Below are 19685 nucleotides of genomic sequence, written 5' to 3'. Positions count from 1 at the left end.
TTTTCATATAACTACCTACTAATCATAATATTGTGCCTGTGCCTCCCACATCGAACTATAATCCTGTCCATTCTTCACGAGCTGGTCATGATGCCCGTACTCCACTAACTCACCTTCTTTAAAAAAGGCGACCCTATCACAGAACTTACAGGAAGATAAACGATGAGAAATATAAATAACGGTATGCTTTTCTGTCATGCGGTTAAAATTAGAATAGATTTTGTATTCTGCATATGGATCAAGGGCAGCCGTGGGCTCATCCAAGATTAGAATAGGGGATTTTTTAAGCAAAGCCCTGGCCATTGCCATTTTTTGACCTTCTCCCCCTGAAAAACCCGTCCCCTCCGAATCGAATGTTTTAAATACCTGTGTGTCTAGCCCCTTTTCTAAACCACCGATTTTTTCTTCAAGCCCGACTTGCTTCATCATCGATAGCATTTCTTCTTCTGCATCTAAAGTAAACTTCAAGCTCAAATTATCTTTTATTGAGAAAGAAAATAACTTATAATCCTGAAAGACTACACCCAGGGTCTTCATATAATCTTTGTATTGGTATTGTTGAATGGGATATCCATTAAGCAAAATCTCACCCTGTTCGGGTTCATACAATCGGCAGAGTAATTTAATAAAAGTCGATTTCCCTGCACCATTTTGTCCGACGACTGCCAGATTCTCACCACTTTTTATCGTAAGAGACACATTTTTCAAGGAATAGACCTCACTCCCTGCATATTTAAAATAAACACCTCTGAACTCTATCTCAGCTTCTGTCAACTTCCCAATCATTCGTTCTCCACTTCTCATGGTTGCAGGAAGACTCTCAAATTCTCTGAAAACCTCAAGATACCTGCACATTTGTCGAAGCTCAACATAGGCATTGAACACCACAGATACTTGTGCGGAAAAGCTGTTGGCAGCTGCAATATACATTATGAAATCACCGATTTGAATCCTTCCACTCACTACCTTAACAATCATGTAGCAATAGATCACCACCATTTGCAGTTGAAGATTAATACTCGTTAACCCCTTGTAACGCCCAACCTGTCCGTATAATTCTCCAAATCCCCGGATCGTATCCTTGTGATATGCATCTACCTTTTTCAATATAATAGGTGCCATTCCATACAGACGAACATCCTTGGCCATGGAAAAATCGGTTGCCAGCCTGGAGTAATAACCAAATTTACGATTTAGCGGGGCCAGTATTTTGTAGAATTTGAACTGGGTCTGCTGTGATTTCTTGAAAATATAGGTATTCAGCAAAATCATCCCAAGAATCAATAAAATAGTTCCTACATTTACTGTGGAGATCAGAGCGGTCAATGCCATAAGGGATAGAGACGTTTGAAGAAGCATTCTCATGCTGGTCATCATTTTGCGTATAACATCCTGCTGCTGAATCGGTGATAATGCCTGCTCCTTCAAATCTAGAACCTTAGCATTCTCTAATCTTTCAAAATCGAGATTCATAATATGTTTGCCGACATGAAGCTCCAAGCCATCCATTACTTGCAGATTGGCCTGTTCCATTTTTTGATCCAAATAACTCTGGAGTAACCCAAAAATGGCATTACCTACGGCCAGAATACTAATCCATAGAAGTAATTGCGTTTCCCGCGCTTCCCCCATAAGTTCGTCAATGATATACTTGGGTGCAATAATATTGATAAAGGGAAGAAATGCACTACACAATGCAACCAATAACATCAGAGGGATATACGTCTTAGAGTAGGAATTAACCAGCTTCCAAAAATAAACGACGACTTGCGAATCCTTCTTCAGTTCAGGGAATGGGTTCATATTCTTTATTTTCACTCCCTTTGTAATATTGTGCTTGAACCTGAAACATTTGCGCATACTTTCCATTCCGCTCTAGCAATTCTTTATGTGTGCCCCGCTCCGCAGTTTCACCCCGTTCCATCAATAGAATCTGATCACAGAATCGGGTACTGGACAAACGATGTGAAATATATAAGGCCGTGCGATCTCCAATCATTTCATCAAAACTCTTATATAAACTGAACTCTGCTAGAGGATCAACCGCTGCGGTGGGTTCATCTAATACAATAAGATCTCCATTTTTATATAAAGCACGGGCTAACATCATTCTCTGATTCTCTCCGCCAGACCATTCAACCCCTTCATCATCCAAAAATTTCTGCAAATGAGTGTTAATGCCGTATTTAAGTGTTGAGATTTTCGGGCCTAAACCCGCCATTTCTAGGCAATTGTGAACCTTTCCAGCATTGAATTCCCCGTTCTCCTGAAGAGAGACATTCTCAGCTACTGTAAAGGCCAGCACTCGAATTTCTTGAAATACAGTAGACCATAAATCCCAGTACGCACTTTGAGAGAAGCGCTGAATATTGATTCCATTCAGTGTAATCTCTCCGCTGTCCGGTTCGTACAATCTGCAGAGCAGCTTGATTAATGTTGTTTTCCCTGCTCCATTATGACCTACAATGGCAAGCCTCTGGTGAGCAGGGATTATAAATGATAAATTTTCGAATACTAGCCGGCCGCTGTTAGGATAACCGAAGGAAACATTTTTAAATTCTATGGTGTAGGGTCCTGACGGAATCGGCAGCCTGTCCCCTTTCTCCTCTCTCTTAGTAGGTTCAAGAAAACTGCGCAGTTCCTGTATGTACAGATTCTGTGTCCGCAAATGGGCAATATCTTTTATCGTTCCCCGGAGAACAGATGAGAAACCCGCTACAGCTCCGGTGTACATAGCAAAATCACCTACCGTTATCCTGTGATGGACATATAGGTAGGCTAAATAACTGTATACACTTCCCTCCCTGGCGAAACGAATGATGACGTCCAATACATCACTCTGAAAATAACGCTTGCTTATGTTGTACTGAAGTGTCCTTCTCTTATCGGTAACTGCCTGGAATAGAGAAACAAAGTGCTCGTTAAACGAATAGATTCGAATCTCCTTCCCGTAAGCAAAGTCCTGCATCACATCCGAATAATAACGTTTTTCACGGTCCAGCACTGATTGTCGTTCTTGCTCATATTCATATTTCTTTGCCCGTAGTGAAAAAAAATATGAACCTGCAACCGATCCGATTAAAAAGAGAATAATCCACATCCCTAGCCTGGAAATTACTGTGAAGTATCCAGAAAGAGCAATAATCCCCCCCAGTAACGAAAATAACGTATGGAATAAACCCTGAAAACCATTCTCTACACTTTGCAGAGATCTCTTAGCCTGTTCCATTTGATTGAGGAATACCGGATCTTCCGTATTTTTGAAATCCGCATTCAGATTTTGCGCGGTATGGGCATGCAACTGTCTAAATACAACTTTCATCAGCTGGGTTTGACCTATATTTTGCAGATAGGCAGTTAAAAAACCAATGGTACTTGATAAAACAAACATGAGTGCAATTAGTAATATAAAACGAAGGGGTCTTTGCTGTCCCATTAATTCATCGAGAATGAGTTTAGGAAACAATAGCAGAATAAAGGGCTGAAGAGCAGTAAGCAGAGTGACTATCGAATAATAGTTAACCGAAAGCTTACTATGAATCCACGCTGTTGAAAGGACATATCGTATGCTGGAACCAGTGGAAGATTGGAAACTTGTTTTGAGCATTGTCACGCTCCTCTTATTCACTAATTAACAAAAATCTTTATTTATACTCCACCTTTACACAAAGTTATGTAATATAAATATTTCTTGTATATATTCTAACAATGTTATTATTTGGAAACTATATAAATTTATTAGGACTCATAAGATTATTTAATGGTAATTCAATGAACAGAAACCTTTAGCAGACAAAATAAAAAAGGGCTTTCCCATATGCCATGAAATGGCTTTGGGACAGCACCTCTAAATATAACCTTTCTTACACTTTTGGTTTTCTACAATATCTTTCCGTGGTTTATTAACTTTGCTTATTAGAAATTTCATCTAACGTTCTTTCATTCACGAACCCGAGAACTTTAAGTGAGCGCAGCGAACGGGGGAAGACTTAGGCCTTCAGGGGTAATCGTCTGATTCTACCTCTTGGCTTCTTATCTCCGGGCGATCCAGTGCCACAAGGCTATTGTCCTAGCCCAGATTACATATGTCATTCAGATAGTCTTTCTTAAGCAAGGCATATATCACAACATCCACAAACCGGTTCCCCCAAAAATAATGTTCCTTCAATACCCCTTCTTCACAAAACCCCTTTTTCTCAAGCACCTTCCTTGAACTCAAATTCTCCGGCTCTACAAATGCTTCGATTCTGTTCAATCTAAGTTCGTTAAATCCGAATTCAATGATCTTTTGATTCGCCTCGGTCATAATACCTTTGCGCCAATATTCTGGAGTGAGTTCATATCCAATTTCAGCTTTAGAATGTTTTTTCATCCAACCATGAAATCCACAGGTTCCAATGACTCTGTGATCTGACTTCAAAGTTATTCCCCAGCGAAAGCCTTGATTTTCTTCGAATTTTTGATTCCAGCGCCCAATTAATGCTTCTGCTTGATTGATAGTAGTAAAACTCTCCAAATCATAAAACTTCGTAACTTCATCCAAAGAGAAATATTGAAAAACTTCCCTGGCATCGTCTTGTTTAAGTTGTCGGAGTATTAATCTTTCTGTTTCTAATATAGGAAATTGAGACATCTTCTTCTCCCTTCAGGGTTTGGGTCATTTCACCTAACGCTTTTTTTGAAGTCAAATTCATCAATAATTTCTTTAGTACCATCCTCTTTAACCACCATCACTTGCACATCTTTAATCGGACTAATTGCATACCAAAACCGCTTACCCTCTTCAACATCAATGATTTGCGCAAGCTCTTCACCTGCATATACTTCTCTTATCGAATCTCCACTTATTGTACCTGAGTATATAAAAGGGGGTTGATTCATTGAAGACCATTTCATCGGGGAGTTCCATTCCGCACCTCTTGTTTGTATCCAACTCCATTGTTTATCCCGTTTCTCCAAATAAGCTATAAATATTTGTTCTCCACGTTTATTATTTTCTTTAAATACAGCCACCGCATCATCTTGATGTACCACATTAAACTCCTTGTGAACGAGCTTATAGGAATAATTTTCTTCTCCTTTATGGAGTTGCTCCAACTTTTCATGAAAAAAAGCTTCAAATGCTTGTGGCTGGGAACAACCAACCATTATAGATATTAAAAAGGCTGATAGGCCTAAATATAACAATCTCAATCTCAATCTCATTTCTCCCCCTTATCCATAAATCATTAAGATTTATTGTTAAGAAATACGGTCTTGTTGTAATGGTTACCTTGCTTTGCCTTCACACCTCTTTGAACGTACTTTCAAAATACGGCCCTTCAATGCCATTAATATAGTTTGTTATCATCTTTCGCATGGGTTGAGGAAGCAGATTATGTACATCCATCTCACTTAAAGGTATCCAATAAAATTCCAAATGACTCTCTTTTGATTCTGGATTCTTTCTACGATCTACATTTTCCAATGTAGTAATAAAAACATGATTGATCTCTTGATGATAGGTTCCCTCATCCTCATGTCCAGCTTCTACCGCTCCAATGTAAGGACCAACCTGACTTATTAAACCAAGTTCTTCATATATTTCTCTATACAAAGAGGATTTAATACTCTCATGAAATTCAACATGTCCTCCTGGTAAAAATGTGTTATCCATTCCTAAGCAATGTGCAACTAAAAGATGGTTATCAGCTAATATGACTCCTCGTGCGAGCACATGATATTTTTGTGTTTGTTCTTTTTTTACCATTCCATAGTCTCCTTCTCTTTTAAAACCCTCATTTTTATAGAGTTCCAATATCTGTATATTCAGTTCAGGAAAATGACCTGGATGATATATGACTACATCAGACGAAACAAATAGGTCTTTTCTACGGATAAATATCATTTCACTTATATTTTCAATAATCGCTTTGTTCATCTCACTCATCCTTTCGGAGTCCGCGAATTCACATCTAACTTTGATCTTCCTATTTTCTCCTCCAGTATATCAGCCATTCAAAATATTGGGAATTAAAAAGGAGCCTTTAAGGTTTTTCACCTCAAAGGCTCCAATGCTTGTGGAGTCATCTATTATGCTGTCAATGTATTCAGAAAGCCAATGCAACAATTGTGTTGATGGGTGGTACATTCGTGAGCGGCTATTCCCGTTTCTTCCCAACTGCACCGAGATATATCACAAATTCATCATCACCATCTAACTCTAAAATCTCATCAATCAACTTTTGATCATAGATTCCAATGGCGCAAGCACCTGCACCGATAGATTCACTGGCTAAATAAAGGTTTTGACATACATGTCCAGCATCGATGAGGATTTTTTTGTGAGCTGAAATATCATACTTCCATTCGGAGCGATAGGGAGTTGTACTCCATGCAAACAGTACAGAGGCCTTTTTTGCAAAGTTAGGGACAAATGGCTGATCCAAAGTAATCGCATCAATCTTCTGTTCAATTTTTTCTAATTCAAACATGAATAAGAGCTTATGTTCTACAGGAAGGTATCTGTAGATTCCTTGCTCAATGCCTTCTACCCGCATAATAAACAAATACGTTTCAAAAGTGTGTGTTGCTCCACTGCATGGGACAGTTCGAAGCGTAAGTCCGTTCTTATTCATACCGGTTATCCCTTGGGTAGCCCATAATAAATAGGATAACTCATCCAGACTTAAAGTCTCCTCAGAATAAAACCTCGTACTTCTTCTTTGATCTATAATATCAAAAACGTTTTCTTTACATACAACGTCTTTGCTGATCTTTGGCAAATCAATAATTACCGATTTCGGATCAAAGGGTTTAACAATTGGTGGTTGTGCAAGTCCTTTGATCTTATCTGTTTTTATATGTTTGAATTCATGAAAATTAGATTTCAGAAAGTGCCTTTGTTGTTCGTATCTTTTCATAACTGATCCTCCTGAATTACCTTTTATAGCTTTAATTTATCATGTCATAAAAATTAGATGGTGATCGAACGCACTATTCAGTTGTTTTGGGTGAGCAAACTTCAATAAACCTCCCCTCAACCCTAAGGGTGAAAGAAGGCGTAAACGCATCGCTTCTGTAGCAGGGCAGCTATACTCTTCAGCTGTTTCCGCTTCCCCTATAGCTGCTGCAGACCAAGGACCTTCAGGTCCGCCGCATGAATATGCAATTAACTAACATTGTAGGGATCCTTTACTTCTCCTTATTCATGGTCCTTAGTTTTTGACTTTAGATCATTTAATGACCGCTGAAGATCATCCATCTTTCTTAGTCCAGAATATTGATTTCCTATAATTCCAGCCAATCCAATTACCAAGATAACTATAAGGAGTAAAGTCATTTCGCTATCTCCTTTCATTGTTAGGTTCAAAAATTCATTGCGTATCTTTCAGATAACGTTCTTGTATTCACGGATACGAGAGGCTAAAGGCGCGAAAACGCCGGTTCGAAGACTTAGCCTCTCAGGAGTCGATCGTTCCGGAGTTCTCGACGTACCACAAGCGCGATACGGTCGGATGGTGCGGATGTGTCCGGATGATTCCACTTCCTACTACTGAGATGCCTCGTCGATTCACATCGAACATCGACCGGACCGATGCCTGAACATGGTGTTATCTGATGCCGACTTTCAATTTCTTTAGATCCATTTAAAAAATGTTTTGTGATTCACTTCAATATTGTTGTTCCTCGCCCATTCTATTAAGGTATTTATTTCCTTATTGGTGTTACTAAATTTAAAACATAAACCTATTGGGACAATTCTATTCCTCTTTGGTTTAATTCCGATTACGCCATTACGTTCAATATTTATTTGGCTTATTTCACTGGCTTCAAGTTGATAGTTTTTGATAATTAATACTTTATTATCGAGTTGCAATAGCTTGGGTTTAAGAAGTCTCCTTGTAACAGCTGCAGTAATAATTAGTAGATAGACAATACTAAAAGCCAAATAAAGTAGTTTATTGGATCTATCGCTTGTAGCAATGATATTAAGAATACATAATAAAGTCAGGATCGACATGCCGATAATTAACCTAATATTTAAAGGGTATCTTATATTTATTTTCATTTATTTCCCTTTCGCTTTCAAGATAACGTTCTGTATTCACGAACCCGTAGTGTTATCTGCTGAATTGCTTTTTCGAAGTCAATCGCACGGACCAAGACTCCTAGGGAGCCATAGCCTGAATCTTATGTTATGCGAGGGCCGAATGGCCCAGCGGGGAAATAGTGTTATGTAATGCGTGTGCCATCCTTGATCCGCTCCAGAATATCAACTATCCTTAATCCCTCAATATCATTGATATGAATTCCATAAAGTTTATTAATCTTAACATTTGCATCAAGTATTAATATATCTGACCAACAGAAATCATATAATGAAGATTCATCCGAGATAAACATCTCTAAATAATTCATATCTAATACTTCATTAAAAAATTGAATTGCCTCTGATTCGAGATTATCAATTCTTGAAACGTTAGCAAACATTACCTCCATTTTCGTTCCTGGCCTTGGGAGATCTTTCCCTGCCGATTTATATTGTTCAAAATTTTCTTCAAGTCTTAAATATGCTTCTTTCTTTGAACTTCCATCTCCGTTCATCCAATACCAATTTACTATCCTAGCTTCCCATGGATACATAGTTAAGTTGGTACCAGTTAGATCAAGCATCTTCTGTTTCCTAAATTCAATTGGATAATCATGAAGATTCCAACTTGAGCTTCTATAAGATAAAAATTGCTTTAATACGGCTTTGAATGGCCTATTGAATTCTGAGATCTTATTCATTGAACTATGCTCTCCTTTCTGGTTTGCACAGATTTCACATAAGGTCTATATGGTGTTATAACAAATATTCTTCATGTATATTTGATCCCCATAACGAATCTCTTTTGGATAATCTTCGTTGTTGATCTCTAACTTCAGTAAATCATCATCACTCTCTTTTATTTTACTTTTAATCTCTGCCCTTGAGTGTATATTATGAAGTATGTTCCTTATCTGCTTATCATTCTGATGTTTAATTTCATAGCGGACTCCTAATTTCACCATGTTATGCTGATCCGTAAAGTCATTAAATAAATCTATTAATATAAAACTCTCTCTATCGTCTTCCGTAAAAAACACATAAACATCTCCCTTTCCTGCTCTGCTAGGTCCTTCGCCATATGATAAATACCGGTCACATAATTCCATAAAATTAAATCTTATAACTAATTGTCTCATTAATTCTTCTAAGCTAAAGACCTCAAACGTATCATCTATCAAATCAAAAAACGGTAGATAAAAAGAAAATTCAATATATCTTTTCATTTTAATTCCTTTCATTATTCCATAAAGTTAATTTCCGCAAAATTTAACATAACCTTCTGCGTTCACGAACCTCACTGGCTTAGGGGGCCGAAGTCCCGAAGCGTGAAATCAGACGATGTCAGTGCCCCCTTGAATTACTCACACAAATAAGACCTTCCGGATCTCTCTTCTGCAATTATCTTTAGTTGATTATTTCTATGTTCTAAAAATCTCTTCATATAGTTTATTAATATTATTCTTTCGATGATCCATCCCACAATTCCTAACGGGGCTGTAAATGTTAATGTATCTGTCATTACGGTCTTCCCGTTATATTCTTCAAATTTATGTTCATGCCTTAAACTTTTAAATGCTCCTTGCATCATTTCATCTACAAAATAATACGGTTTCTTGAATGCGGTAATTCTCGATGTTAACTTCTGTCTAATTAAAAAGTGAGAAGCCTGAAAGGTTACAATTTCTCCTTCATTTATCTTCCCGGTTATTGTGCCTGCTACTGCCTTTTCTTTGGTATGTTTCCAAACGGTTTGGGTATGTAATTCAATATCTCTGGCTAAGTCAAAACAATGAGATATGGGAGCATCTATAATAATTTCAGTCTTTACAGTAACCATACAGAACACCTCGCTCAATGAACATGATTTAATAAAGGCCTTCTTCTCACGCTCATATGCGTATAATGTTCAGTATAGCAACTATTCTAAATACTGGGAATAAAAATGGAGCCTTCAAGGTTGTTTAACCTCAAAGGCTCCAATCCTTTTGGAGTCATCTATTACTATTACAGCTGCTCATCTCCGTCTACGGACGAGATACAGGTCAGCAGTTCTCGTGCGGGTGTACGAGGACGGGGCTTAGGAATCTTATCCTGATCGAAATAACCAAGATGAAGCGTGCCGATGATTCTCTCGCCCGGTTTCACGCCTGTAATTCTGCAGAAATCGGGATCGAAATTATATTCATTCGTCTTCCACACTACGCCAATTCCCTGCTCCCATGCCAGCAATTGTATGTTCTGAATAAGGGCTGAGCCTGCACCCACAGCGTCTTCCCATTCCCGTTGTCTGGGATCGGCCTCGATAACAACAAGCAGATGAGCTTGAATACGCTCGCAGTAATCGTTCTGCAGCTTCTCTTCCCAGCGCTCCCGCTCGTCCTTGGAGAACGTATGCAGGACCCCATCAGCAAATCGCTTCCTTCCCTCTTCCATAAATAAGATGAATCGCCACGGCTCCTTGCGTGAATGTACCGGTGCCCATACGGCTGCTTCCAACAAATTTACGATCGTTTCTTTTGCCAGCGGTTTTTCATTGAACTGACGAATGGTTCTTCTTTCACGAATTAGCATCTCTATTGCGGATGTTACCATATCGGTTGATCCTCCCGTCGTATTCCCTTATTGGGTGAGCCAATGCACCGCTTCATCGATAATTTTACTTTGTCCGATCGGACCGCCCGGACCTTGGAACCACAAGCCGTAGTCAACGATATAGACATGGTTGTTTTTAACAGCCTTCAGGCTTTTCCACACTGCAGTTTTCTGCAACTCACTTGTTTCTTCCGGGTCTGATGACAGGAGGAAAATATGGTCCGGATTAATAGATGGCAATGACTCCATGGAGATAATCTGCATCGATTCAGCTGGATCAGGTATAGAAGAAGGTGGAGTAAGGGCGAGATCATCATAAAGAACCTCATAATTTCGTTTACTGTAATACCGCACTTCTTTATCGGATAGCCGTAGAAACATCACTGTCTCATCTCCGATAGCTTGTTTGATCTTCTCACGGGCTTTTGCAGCCTTTTTCTCATATTCTTCAATAACCTGCTTGGCTTGTTCCGTCCTACCTAACATTTCCCCCATTTTTAGCAAGCTCGTTTTCATACGAATAACGCCTTGCTCATCCTTCACCTTCTCTGCGAGCAAGGTGGGAGCAATTTTACTGAGACTCTCATAGGCATCACCCATGAAGTCCTGACCAATAATAAGATCCGGATCTGTCGCTAATATACTTTCAAAATTCGGATCCACCTGCCAACCCAAATTCATTTTCCCTTCCAATTGATCTGCCAGATAGGTAGGAAACCGATCACTGCCTTCTTCATTACTCGAAGCAGCCTGGGGTACAATGCCGAGGGCTAGTAAATAGTCCGTAACGGCAGGGAACAGCGAAATAATATGCTTGGTCTCGCCCTTAATGACAGTTTCTCCCCATGCATGCTTAATCACCCGCTCTTGTACGGCTGGCTGTTCTGTAGATTGTGCAACAGCGGTCGGTTGCGCACTGCTGCCGTTCTGTCCACTCCCGCTTGCTGGCGAAGTATTCTGAGAGGAGGAGCAGGCAGCTAATAATAGCGTAAGGCTGAGTATCAGTAGCATCGTAACGGATTGTCTCGATTTCATGAGCGTGCGTAAGTCTCCTTCTCGTTTATATTGATAATGATTATCATCATCAGTAGGATTATAAGCGCGAAGTTTATGCCTGACAATGGACAATTCTGACCTTCCTATAGTAATATCCTGACTCCCAGGCAGACTGATGCACACCTGTTTGAAACGGCCTGGCGATACCCCTACCTGCTTTTTGAATAAGCGATTGAAATAAATAACATCCGGGATACCTATACCTTCGGCAATTTCCTGCAGGGATGCGTCCGTACGCAACAACAGCTCTTTGGCTTTGTCCATTCGAATCCGGGTTAAATATGTGATTAGACTGCTTCCAGTCTCTTTCTTGAAGATTCTCGACAGATGCCCTGCGCTGCAGTCCAGAAGTTCCGCCATTGGATCGACCATAATCGGTAGTGCATAGTTTTCATGAAGGTAACGAACAGCTTGGGCGACCAGATTGGGCTTGGCAGTTTGAATATCCTGCATACTTAGCTGTCTCATCAATTCGTTAATAAATTGGTAGAATAGCGTTTTCACCTGAAATTTGGCACACTCATCCGTCAGCCTCCAATATTGGTCTATTTTTTGGACTTTGTCGTATAAGTCGACGGGATAGACAGGGACAAGAGCATACTGAACATGAAATGGAGCATGTTGCCTTAATAGCGCTTGAATCTCACGGCTGCCCGACAAAGACAGGTTAGCCCGATAGAGTATTATGTAATATTCGAAGTGATTATCCGTGAGGGAAATATCCAAACATACTCCCTTACCTCCATGCAAGACTTGCATCTTATCAACTACGTACGTGGTGCCGTCCAGCGTAACTGCCGCACTTCCCCGTATCGTATATAAAAAACCGCTGACAGGCAATCGATAGGCATTGACTTGTTCGCCGGCACGTAACACCCTATGCCGTACATCCCATATTTTGATCGAGGCCAGATTCCAAAGCCTAATATGCTCTTCTAAGTCCATCGCTTCACCTTCCATAGAACTTTATGTATGCTAAAACCAGCAAGAAATGCTTACATTTATACTAATACTCATTCTATCGATAATCATTCTCAACTACAATGGATATCTTACTACTAGCATGGAGTGAACAAACAAAAAACCTCCCCTCACCCCTAAAGGTAAAAGAAGGCGTAAACGCGTCGCTTCTGTAGCACGGCAGCTATATCTTCAGCTCCCCAAGCTTGATCAGCTCGACAACCGCTTGCGAACGGCCTTTGACGTTTAGTTTTTGCATGACGTTGGAGATGTGATTGCGGACGGTTTTCTCACTGATGAATAACAATCCGGCAATATCCCGTGTGGTTTTGTCCTGCACAAGAAGCTCGAATACTTCGCGCTCACGATGCGTCAAGAGAAATTTGCTGTGATGTTCGTTCCCTTTCAATGGTGTCACCCCTCCTTGCCCTGGGTTTGTTTGGTATAACAAGGTAAAGGGATACAGTCAAAATCATTTTATGTATGGGGGGTGATATTGGTGCGGTGACTGCCTTAAAATGGGCGGCTGCGCCTGCTTGTCCATCAGAAAGCACACCTGTTACATATACCGGTCCGTCACGCCCTTGCGGTCACGCCGGTTTCTCCGGTAATGCTGGTGCAGCTTCAGTATATTTTATGAAATGGATTCCATAGCAAGCTTTATATTCGGAGGGCTGCAAGCGAACAATATGCTAAAATAGAAGAACTATATCTCTTGTCCCAGGAGGCGGTCCGATGGCCAATATCAAAGAAATTGCCCGCATTGCCGGGGTTTCCGTAACGACTGTATCACGCGTGCTGAACAATCATCCTTATGTAAGCAAAGACAAAAGAACAGCCGTGCTGAAAACCATAGAGCAGCTGAATTATACACGCAATATGAACGCTGTTCATCTGATCACGGGCCGCACCGGGGCGGTTGCGGTTATTCTGCCGATGATCAATTCCTTCTATTTCTCGGTGGTAATGGACGGTCTGGCGCAAGCAGCGCTGATGGCGCAATATCGTCTGATTCTGTGCCAGACCAACTATGTCCCCGAAGAGGAGCTTAAAGTACTGAATATGCTGCGTAACAAAGAAATTGACGGAGTAGTCATTGTCTCGACTGCGCTGAAGCCTGAGATGATTGAGCCCTACTGTGCTTACGGACCGATTGTAACCTGCCAGAATAGCGGGGAACGCCCGTACTCTTCCGTATATATAGAGCATTATGCCGCATTCCGCCACGGGCTGGATTATCTGCACAGCAAGGGACACCGCAAAATCGGTTATTGTGAAGGCCGGGAGAACGGCAGCAGTGCCTCTATCCGCCAGAGTGCTTTTCAGGATTTTCTTGCGGAAAAAGGGCTGCCCTTCGATCCGGAGTGGATGATCTTCGACTGTGTGCGGGAAGAGGACGGTGCGGAGGTGGCCCGGCGTCTGCTGGATATGCGAAGCCGGCCTGAAGCGATGATTATTTCCGGCGATCACGTGGCCGCAGGCCTGATTATTGAAGCCCGCAAGCACGGCCTCAGCATCCCGGAGGAGCTTGCAGTGATGGGGTTCGACAACCAGCCAATCGGACGGTTGCTTGAAATCACAACGATTGACAACCAACTCTATCAGATGGGTTCGGCGGCCTTCGAAATTGTCCATAAGCATATTCACGGCAGCAGCCTTCCGGTGACCCGCAAACTGGAATATCGGATCATTGAGCGGTCTACGGTGTAAAGCCAAGGTGTGTACAAGCTTCGGATAAAGATCCGCTTGGGGTGCGCCTGAACAGGATATTCCATTGCACAAACTGCAATGAGTTTCCCAGACCTCAGCTTCTTGTTCACCCCCTTCTTACACACAACATTCTACTCCCCTGTCACTTTCTCCTCACTTCTGCTCTGACATCCCCTAGCAATTATCCGGCTGCTCCTCATGCGCGCGTGATATTTCATGCAGTGACAACACAGTGATATAAATCACATTTTTATATTGACAGCCCTTGCGCAGACACTTATGATAAATCCAGCACTAGTGATAACGATTATCATTTGCATATATAAAAAAGGGGTGTTTTGAGTGAAGTATAGTTATGCGCTTCCCGCCGGCCTGATTGCGTCCTCCATTCTGTTTGCCGGCTGTGGGGACAATGGCAACAATAATAAAGGAAATAACTCCAATAATGAGGCAGCGGCCACAGCTGCTGCAACGAATGCTCCAGCAGTTAATGCCGAAACTTCTGCCGCCGCTGCTGACTTCACCTCTGCCATTGAGCAATACCGTGCTTATGTCATTGAACAAAGCGATGCTTTTGTGAAGCAGACTGAAGGTTTTACCGATGCTGTCAAAGCCGGAAAACTGGATGAAGCCAAAGCGCTGTACGCTCCAGCCCGCATGTATTACGAACGGATCGAGCCGATTGCTGAGGCGCTTGGAGATCTGGACCCGAATATCGATGCCCGTGAGAATGATGTAGATCCGGCTGAATGGCGGGGGTTCCACAAGATTGAACAAGCACTCTGGCAGAATAAGACCACAAACGGAATGGCCGAGGTGGCAGATCAGCTGTTGAAGGATGCCCAGCTGCTGCGAGCCAAGGTCGAAACGGTGGATATTGACGAAAGCCTGCTTGTTACAGGAGCTGTCGAGCTGCTGAACGAGGTGTCCTCCTCCAAGGTAACCGGTGAAGAGGAACGTTACTCCCATACGGACTTGTATGATTTTGTTGCCAACGTGGAAGGTGCGCAGAAGATTTATGAGCTGCTGAAGCCCGAGCTGGCCAAGAAAGATCCGGCACTGGAAAAAACGATCGGAGACAAGTTCACCGCTCTGCTGGCCGAACTGGCTCCTTTTAAATCCGGGGACGGATACGTTTCCTATGAAACTCTTAAAGAAGATGAAGTACGTAAATTAAGCCAGAATCTCGACGCTTTGGCGGAACCCCTCTCCAATATGGGGACCATTCTAGGAGTGTGACCGGCATGAAAAAGAAAGTAAACAACCTGTACGATAACGGGCAGGAAGCCATAGAAGAGGTTAAGAACGGAACCAAGAGTGGACAAATCTTCGATAAAAAACTAAGCCGCCGCGAGATGCTGCGGCTTACCGGAGCCTCCGGCCTTGGACTATTGCTGGGCGGCGGCGGGGTTAGCGGTATATTGGCGGCCAGCGGTGCAGTCCATCCGGCCGCTCCTGCACCGCAAGCCTCCAGTGAGGATATCATCCCGTTCTACGGCAGCCATCAGGCCGGAATTCTGACTCCTGCGCAAAATTTCCTCTGCTTCGCTTCATTTGATCTGACGACTTCCAGCATCGCCGATGTCAAAAAGCTGCTGCAGTCCTGGACCACGGCTGCGGCTGCCTTGACCTCAGGAACCCTGATCGGCAACGCCAATGAAAATCCAAACCTGCCTCCATCCGATACAGGAGAAGCCGACGGGCTCACCCCCTCCAAATGTACGATTACTTTTGGGGTGGGCCCTTCATTATTCGACGGACGTTACGGACTTGCTTCGAAACGTCCGTCTACCTTCGCCGATCTTCCGGCCTTTGCGGGAGACAGTCTGGATCCGCAGTGGTGCGGCGGCGATCTTTGCGTGCAGGCCTGTGCGGACGATCTGCAGGTGGCGTTCCACGCCATCCGCAACCTGGCCCGCATCGCTAGAGGAACCGCCGTACTCCGCTGGACACAGGAAGGTTTCCAGCGCACTGGCGGTGCCGACCCCAAAGGCGGCACTCCGCGCAATCTGCTTGGCTTCAAGGATGGCACGGGCAACCCCGATGTTACCGATGCGGCCGAAATGCGCGAGGTGGTCTGGTGCGGCAGCGAAAGCCCCGCCTGGATGAACGGCGGCACTTACATGGCCGTGCGCCGGGTGCGGCTGCGCATTGAGGTATGGGACCGTTCCTCGTTAAGTGATCAAGAGGCCACCTTCGGACGCCACCGTAAAAGCGGCGCACCTATCGGAGCTACCGATGAATTCGCCAAGTTGAACCTGGATGCGGCCGATCCTGCCGGGAAGCCGGTCATCCCGCCCGATTCCCACTCGGCACTCGCCCATGGGGACGGCACAGTCAAAATGCTGCGCCGCTCTTATTCTTTTTCCAGCGGCATGGATCTTACCACCGGGCAACTGGATGCGGGTCTGCTGTTCATCAGTTTCCAGAAGGATCTGGTGAAGCAGTTCGTGAGCATTCAGAAGCGCCTCGCCAAAAATGACCGTCTGAACGAATACATGGTACATACCGGCAGCGCGGTATTTGCCTGCCTGCCGGGCGTTCGCGAAGGCGGATACCTCGGAGAAGCCCTGCTGGGCTGAGTACGCGAACAAAAAAAAGATAAACGGGGGTCAATCGCAGTGAAGGATAAGGCATATACAACCATAGAAGAGCACAAACCCGACTTCCGGCTTACCCGGTTAAAATGGAAAGGGGTACTCCCGATGTTGTTGTTGGTACAGAAACTGGTGCAAAAAGTCCCGGGCGGATGGCTGCCGAAACCGCGTCAGCGTCTGACTGTACCGGAAGCGGGCAGGAAGACGCAGCGCTACGGGCTGCACGCAGCCGTGTTGCTCGGCTGCCTGTGCCTGCTGCTGCTCAGCAGGCCAGCAGCCACAGCCGCGGCGGCGGGCACGCCGCTGGACGAGCTGCTGCCGCCAGTCGGCAGCGCGCTCGTCGAGGCCGGCCAGAGCCGCTGGGACGCGGCCGCCGCCGATGTTGACACGTTCGCTGCGCTGTGGCGCACCGCGAACGCCGGCACGCCGGACCCGGCACTCGCCGGTCCGGCTTCCGCTGTGGACGCCGCGCTCGCAGACGCGGCGGCGGCCCTTGCGGCGGGCGGCGAAACGCCCGCCAAAACCGCGCTGTCCACGCTTGCCAGAAGCGTGGATGCGTATGTGAGCGCCGCCTCCGGCACGGGCGGCGCGGACTCCAGCGCCGCCGGCCGTGAAGCGGCGGCGAAGCTGCTGCCCGCGGCAGAGCGCGTGCGGGAGGCGGCGCGCAGCGGCGACTGGGCTGCGGCCGCAGAAGCGTACCGCGCCGTGGTGAGCGGCTGGAAGCCGGCGGAGCGCGGCATCCGCGCCGATAATCCAGCCGTCTACGGCCTCCTGGAGACGAAGATGAGCCTGCTGCGTATCTCGCTGCAGGCTCAGCCGCTGCGCGAAGAAGCCGCACTGACCGAAGCGGAAGCGCTGTATACGCTGCTAGCCGATTATCGTGAAGGCAAAGCAGTCGATACCGAGAGCGCCTCCGCGGAGCCGGCATCGGTTGAAGCCCTGATCGGCTACCTGAAGCAGGCCTCCGCCGCAGCAACCGCGGGTAACAGCGCACAAGCAGCAGGCATCATGGAGCAGTTCATCACGGCCTGGCCTTCAGCCGAAGGCAAGGTGCAGATTGCGTCGCCCAAGGCCTACGCGAATATTGAAAATGAAAGTGCAGCGGTCACGGGCGATCTTCTCTCCAATCCGCCCAAACTCGATCAGGCGCTGGCGGCCATGGATAATATGCTCTCTGAGCTGACACCGCTGGCCGGAGAAACAAGCTATACAGCCTGGGACGCTGCACTGATTCTGCTGCGCGAAGGTCTGGAGGCCATTCTTGTGCTCGCCGCTCTCCTCTCGTACCTCAAGAGGGAAGGTACTCCCGGAACCCGGCGCTGGATCTGGTCGGGGGCCGCAGCCGGACTTGCCGGCAGCATCCTGCTCGCTGTCATCTTAAGTATGACCATCTCCAAAGCGGCTTCCGGCGGAGCACGCGAGCTGATTGAGGGCATTACCGGGCTGTTTGCCGTGGTGATGATGCTCACGATTGGCCGCTGGCTGCACGGCAAGTCCAATACGGCAGCCTGGAACAATTATGTAGGCCATCAGGTAGACGGTGCGCTGGCCCGGGGCAATCTATGGTCCTTGTTCCTGGTAGCGGCTTTGGCCATTTTGCGTGAAGGTGCGGAAACCACTATCTTCTATGTGGGAATGGCTCCTTCCATCGCCGTTTCGCAGCTGTTGCTCGGGATTGGGGGCGCGCTGGCCGTGCTGATCGTCCTGGGTTATGCCATTATCGCCTTAAGTGCAAAATTGCCGATTGCCGCCTTCTTCCGCATAGCCACAGTGCTAATCTACTATTTGGTGTTCCGCTTCCTCGGCGAGAGCATTCATGCCCTTCAGGTAGCAGGCAGTCTTCCTGCACATGCGGAGAACGCCTTGCCTTCCATCGGCTGGCTCGGTTTGTTCCCGACCTGGGAAACCCTGGTGCCACAGCTCCTCATGCTGGTCTTCATTCTCTGGGAGCTGCTGCGCAGCAGAGGAGCAGCCGGCAAGTCACGGACAGCCGAATAGCGGCAAATTGCGGAACTGCCTGGTATAACAACGCGTTTCTTGATTACGAGCCTTCTCAAGTTCACGTTCTACAGTGTGATTTATCAGAATCCTATCTACTCTACAACCGCCTCCATGGAGTTAGCATCACGGACTACAAATCCGCTATTGCGCTCTGTGGAGGTTTTTTGCGGTGTTGGTGATCGGATAGCACTTACGGATTTTATGAATAGATGGGCTTGCAGCTCAACAATTCAGATGGTTTCGGTTGGCGATTGCCTTAGTTTCCAGGTAACTTAGGTGGAATTTCTCCATTTCGTTTTGTTCTGTAATCTCCCCGAAGGTATTCAGTTGGAAAAAGTCCACTTATTCACTTCAAAATCACTGAATGACGTGGAAATGGAGGTAATTAAATCTACTTTTGGACTTCCGTCAAGAAAGTGGACATAAAAAAATAGATTTATGCGGTCTTTTTCTTTTGAACTTCGCTGCAAATTGGACAGGGGAAAGATAACCCAGTGCACTGTGGATTCGCTTGCGGTTATAAAAAAACTCAATATACTGGAACATCTCATCCTGCGCTTGCTGTTTTGTTTTGAATTTGGTGCAATAGACAAACTCTTTCTTTAGGATGCTATGAAAGGATTCGATACAGGCATTGTCATAGCAATTCCCCTTGCGGCTCATGCTCGCCTTCATATGGTATTTGTTCAGGCGTT

At 44.9% G+C, this 19685-nt stretch carries 18 protein-coding genes; 5 read left to right on the top strand and 13 right to left on the bottom strand.

What is annotated here, in order from left to right; all coding sequences use genetic code 11:
* Positions 1-18: 18 nt before the first annotated feature.
* The 12 genes from A3844_RS07390 to A3844_RS07330 all read right to left on the bottom strand — a co-directional run bounded on the left by A3844_RS07390 (position 19) and on the right by A3844_RS07330 (position 13091).
* The gene (locus A3844_RS07390; RefSeq protein ID WP_074107044.1) at positions 19-1803 is read right to left on the bottom strand and encodes an ABC transporter ATP-binding protein; all 1785 of its coding nucleotides are present in this window, start codon (positions 1801-1803) and stop codon (positions 19-21) included.
* Positions 1787-3607, bottom strand: a complete 1821-nt coding sequence (locus A3844_RS07385) for an ABC transporter ATP-binding protein (protein WP_074107043.1) — start codon at positions 3605-3607, stop codon at positions 1787-1789. The genes A3844_RS07390 and A3844_RS07385 overlap by 17 nt, the downstream gene beginning before the upstream one ends.
* Before the next feature lie 462 nt (positions 3608-4069).
* On the bottom strand, positions 4070-4633 hold the full coding sequence (locus tag A3844_RS07380; protein WP_074107042.1) for a GNAT family N-acetyltransferase: 564 nt from the start codon (positions 4631-4633) through the stop codon (positions 4070-4072).
* Between the two features lie 29 nt (positions 4634-4662).
* Entirely contained in the window at positions 4663-5199 is a 537-nt protein-coding gene (locus A3844_RS07375) for a hypothetical protein (RefSeq protein WP_244169721.1), read from the bottom strand.
* A gap of 85 nt (positions 5200-5284) precedes the next feature.
* Positions 5285-5920, bottom strand: a complete 636-nt coding sequence (locus A3844_RS07370) for an NUDIX domain-containing protein (protein ID WP_244169720.1) — start codon at positions 5918-5920, stop codon at positions 5285-5287.
* Positions 5921-6140: 220 nt separating this feature from the next.
* Complete coding sequence (locus tag A3844_RS07365; protein WP_074107040.1) at positions 6141-6902, bottom strand: SagB/ThcOx family dehydrogenase; 762 nt, start codon at positions 6900-6902, stop codon at positions 6141-6143.
* Positions 6903-8214: 1312 nt separating this feature from the next.
* Positions 8215-8772 carry a hypothetical protein gene (locus tag A3844_RS07355; RefSeq protein WP_074107038.1) on the bottom strand — a complete coding sequence of 186 codons (558 nt, stop codon included), beginning with the start codon at positions 8770-8772 and terminating at the stop codon, positions 8215-8217.
* Between the two features lie 45 nt (positions 8773-8817).
* Positions 8818-9297, bottom strand: a complete 480-nt coding sequence (locus A3844_RS07350; protein ID WP_074107037.1) for a hypothetical protein — start codon at positions 9295-9297, stop codon at positions 8818-8820.
* Between the two features lie 134 nt (positions 9298-9431).
* Positions 9432-9911 carry an SRPBCC family protein gene (locus tag A3844_RS07345; protein WP_074107036.1) on the bottom strand — a complete coding sequence of 160 codons (480 nt, stop codon included), beginning with the start codon at positions 9909-9911 and terminating at the stop codon, positions 9432-9434.
* 167 nt (positions 9912-10078) lie between these two features.
* Positions 10079-10666 carry a nitroreductase family protein gene (locus tag A3844_RS07340; RefSeq protein WP_074107035.1) on the bottom strand — a complete coding sequence of 196 codons (588 nt, stop codon included), beginning with the start codon at positions 10664-10666 and terminating at the stop codon, positions 10079-10081.
* 27 nt (positions 10667-10693) lie between these two features.
* A complete protein-coding gene (locus A3844_RS07335; protein ID WP_074107034.1) occupies positions 10694-12667 on the bottom strand; it encodes an AraC family transcriptional regulator in 1974 nt (657 codons plus the stop codon).
* Positions 12668-12866: 199 nt separating this feature from the next.
* Positions 12867-13091 (bottom strand): helix-turn-helix domain-containing protein, encoded by a 225-nt coding sequence (locus tag A3844_RS07330; protein ID WP_019908812.1) that lies wholly within the window; start codon positions 13089-13091, stop codon positions 12867-12869.
* Positions 13092-13417: 326 nt separating this feature from the next.
* On the opposite strand from A3844_RS07330, the gene A3844_RS07325 reads away from it, so the two are divergent.
* The 5 genes from A3844_RS07325 to A3844_RS07310 all read left to right on the top strand — a co-directional run bounded on the left by A3844_RS07325 (position 13418) and on the right by A3844_RS07310 (position 18987).
* On the top strand, positions 13418-14392 hold the full coding sequence (locus A3844_RS07325; RefSeq protein WP_074107033.1) for a LacI family DNA-binding transcriptional regulator: 975 nt from the start codon (positions 13418-13420) through the stop codon (positions 14390-14392).
* A gap of 342 nt (positions 14393-14734) precedes the next feature.
* The gene (efeO, locus tag A3844_RS07320; protein ID WP_074107032.1) at positions 14735-15631 is read left to right on the top strand and encodes an iron uptake system protein EfeO; all 897 of its coding nucleotides are present in this window, start codon (positions 14735-14737) and stop codon (positions 15629-15631) included.
* Positions 15632-15636: 5 nt separating this feature from the next.
* Positions 15637-16974, top strand: coding sequence for an iron uptake transporter deferrochelatase/peroxidase subunit (gene efeB, locus A3844_RS07315; RefSeq protein ID WP_083606742.1), 1338 nt, complete (start codon positions 15637-15639; stop codon positions 16972-16974).
* Positions 16975-17078: 104 nt separating this feature from the next.
* Positions 17079-17375 (top strand): hypothetical protein, encoded by a 297-nt coding sequence (locus A3844_RS33390; RefSeq protein ID WP_244169719.1) that lies wholly within the window; start codon positions 17079-17081, stop codon positions 17373-17375.
* A 73-nt stretch (positions 17376-17448) separates the two neighbouring features.
* Positions 17449-18987 carry an FTR1 family iron permease gene (locus A3844_RS07310; RefSeq protein WP_244169718.1) on the top strand — a complete coding sequence of 513 codons (1539 nt, stop codon included), beginning with the start codon at positions 17449-17451 and terminating at the stop codon, positions 18985-18987.
* A gap of 411 nt (positions 18988-19398) precedes the next feature.
* Here the strand turns inward: A3844_RS07310 and A3844_RS07305 are convergent.
* The coding region (locus A3844_RS07305; protein ID WP_143192031.1) for an integrase core domain-containing protein at positions 19399-19685 on the bottom strand (287 nt) is incomplete at its 5' end.

The sequence above is a fragment of the Paenibacillus helianthi genome, from assembly GCF_001909055.1.
GTDB lineage: Bacteria > Bacillota > Bacilli > Paenibacillales > Paenibacillaceae > Paenibacillus_AQ > Paenibacillus_AQ helianthi.
Note: the sequence above shows the minus strand (reverse complement) of the source record. Positions and strands in the feature narration are given on the sequence as shown.

What these genes read in the sequence shown, in the direction of transcription:
- A3844_RS07385 (WP_074107043.1), bottom strand. Translation starts at nt 3,607, where the DNA reads ATGCTCAAAACAAGTTTCCAATCTTCCACTGGTTCCAGCATACGATAT.
- A3844_RS07365 (WP_074107040.1), bottom strand. Translation starts at nt 6,902, where the DNA reads ATGAAAAGATACGAACAACAAAGGCACTTTCTGAAATCTAATTTTCAT.
- A3844_RS07350 (WP_074107037.1), bottom strand. Translation starts at nt 9,297, where the DNA reads ATGAAAAGATATATTGAATTTTCTTTTTATCTACCGTTTTTTGATTTG.
- A3844_RS07390 (WP_074107044.1), bottom strand. Translation starts at nt 1,803, where the DNA reads ATGAACCCATTCCCTGAACTGAAGAAGGATTCGCAAGTCGTCGTTTAT.
- A3844_RS07345 (WP_074107036.1), bottom strand. Translation starts at nt 9,911, where the DNA reads ATGGTTACTGTAAAGACTGAAATTATTATAGATGCTCCCATATCTCAT.
- A3844_RS07340 (WP_074107035.1), bottom strand. Translation starts at nt 10,666, where the DNA reads ATGGTAACATCCGCAATAGAGATGCTAATTCGTGAAAGAAGAACCATT.
- A3844_RS07335 (WP_074107034.1), bottom strand. Translation starts at nt 12,667, where the DNA reads ATGGACTTAGAAGAGCATATTAGGCTTTGGAATCTGGCCTCGATCAAA.
- A3844_RS07325 (WP_074107033.1), top strand. Translation starts at nt 13,418, where the DNA reads ATGGCCAATATCAAAGAAATTGCCCGCATTGCCGGGGTTTCCGTAACG.
- efeB (WP_083606742.1), top strand. Translation starts at nt 15,637, where the DNA reads ATGAAAAAGAAAGTAAACAACCTGTACGATAACGGGCAGGAAGCCATA.
- A3844_RS33390 (WP_244169719.1), top strand. Translation starts at nt 17,079, where the DNA reads ATGGAAAGGGGTACTCCCGATGTTGTTGTTGGTACAGAAACTGGTGCA.
- A3844_RS07380 (WP_074107042.1), bottom strand. Translation starts at nt 4,633, where the DNA reads ATGTCTCAATTTCCTATATTAGAAACAGAAAGATTAATACTCCGACAA.
- A3844_RS07370 (WP_244169720.1), bottom strand. Translation starts at nt 5,920, where the DNA reads ATGAACAAAGCGATTATTGAAAATATAAGTGAAATGATATTTATCCGT.
- A3844_RS07355 (WP_074107038.1), bottom strand. Translation starts at nt 8,772, where the DNA reads ATGAATAAGATCTCAGAATTCAATAGGCCATTCAAAGCCGTATTAAAG.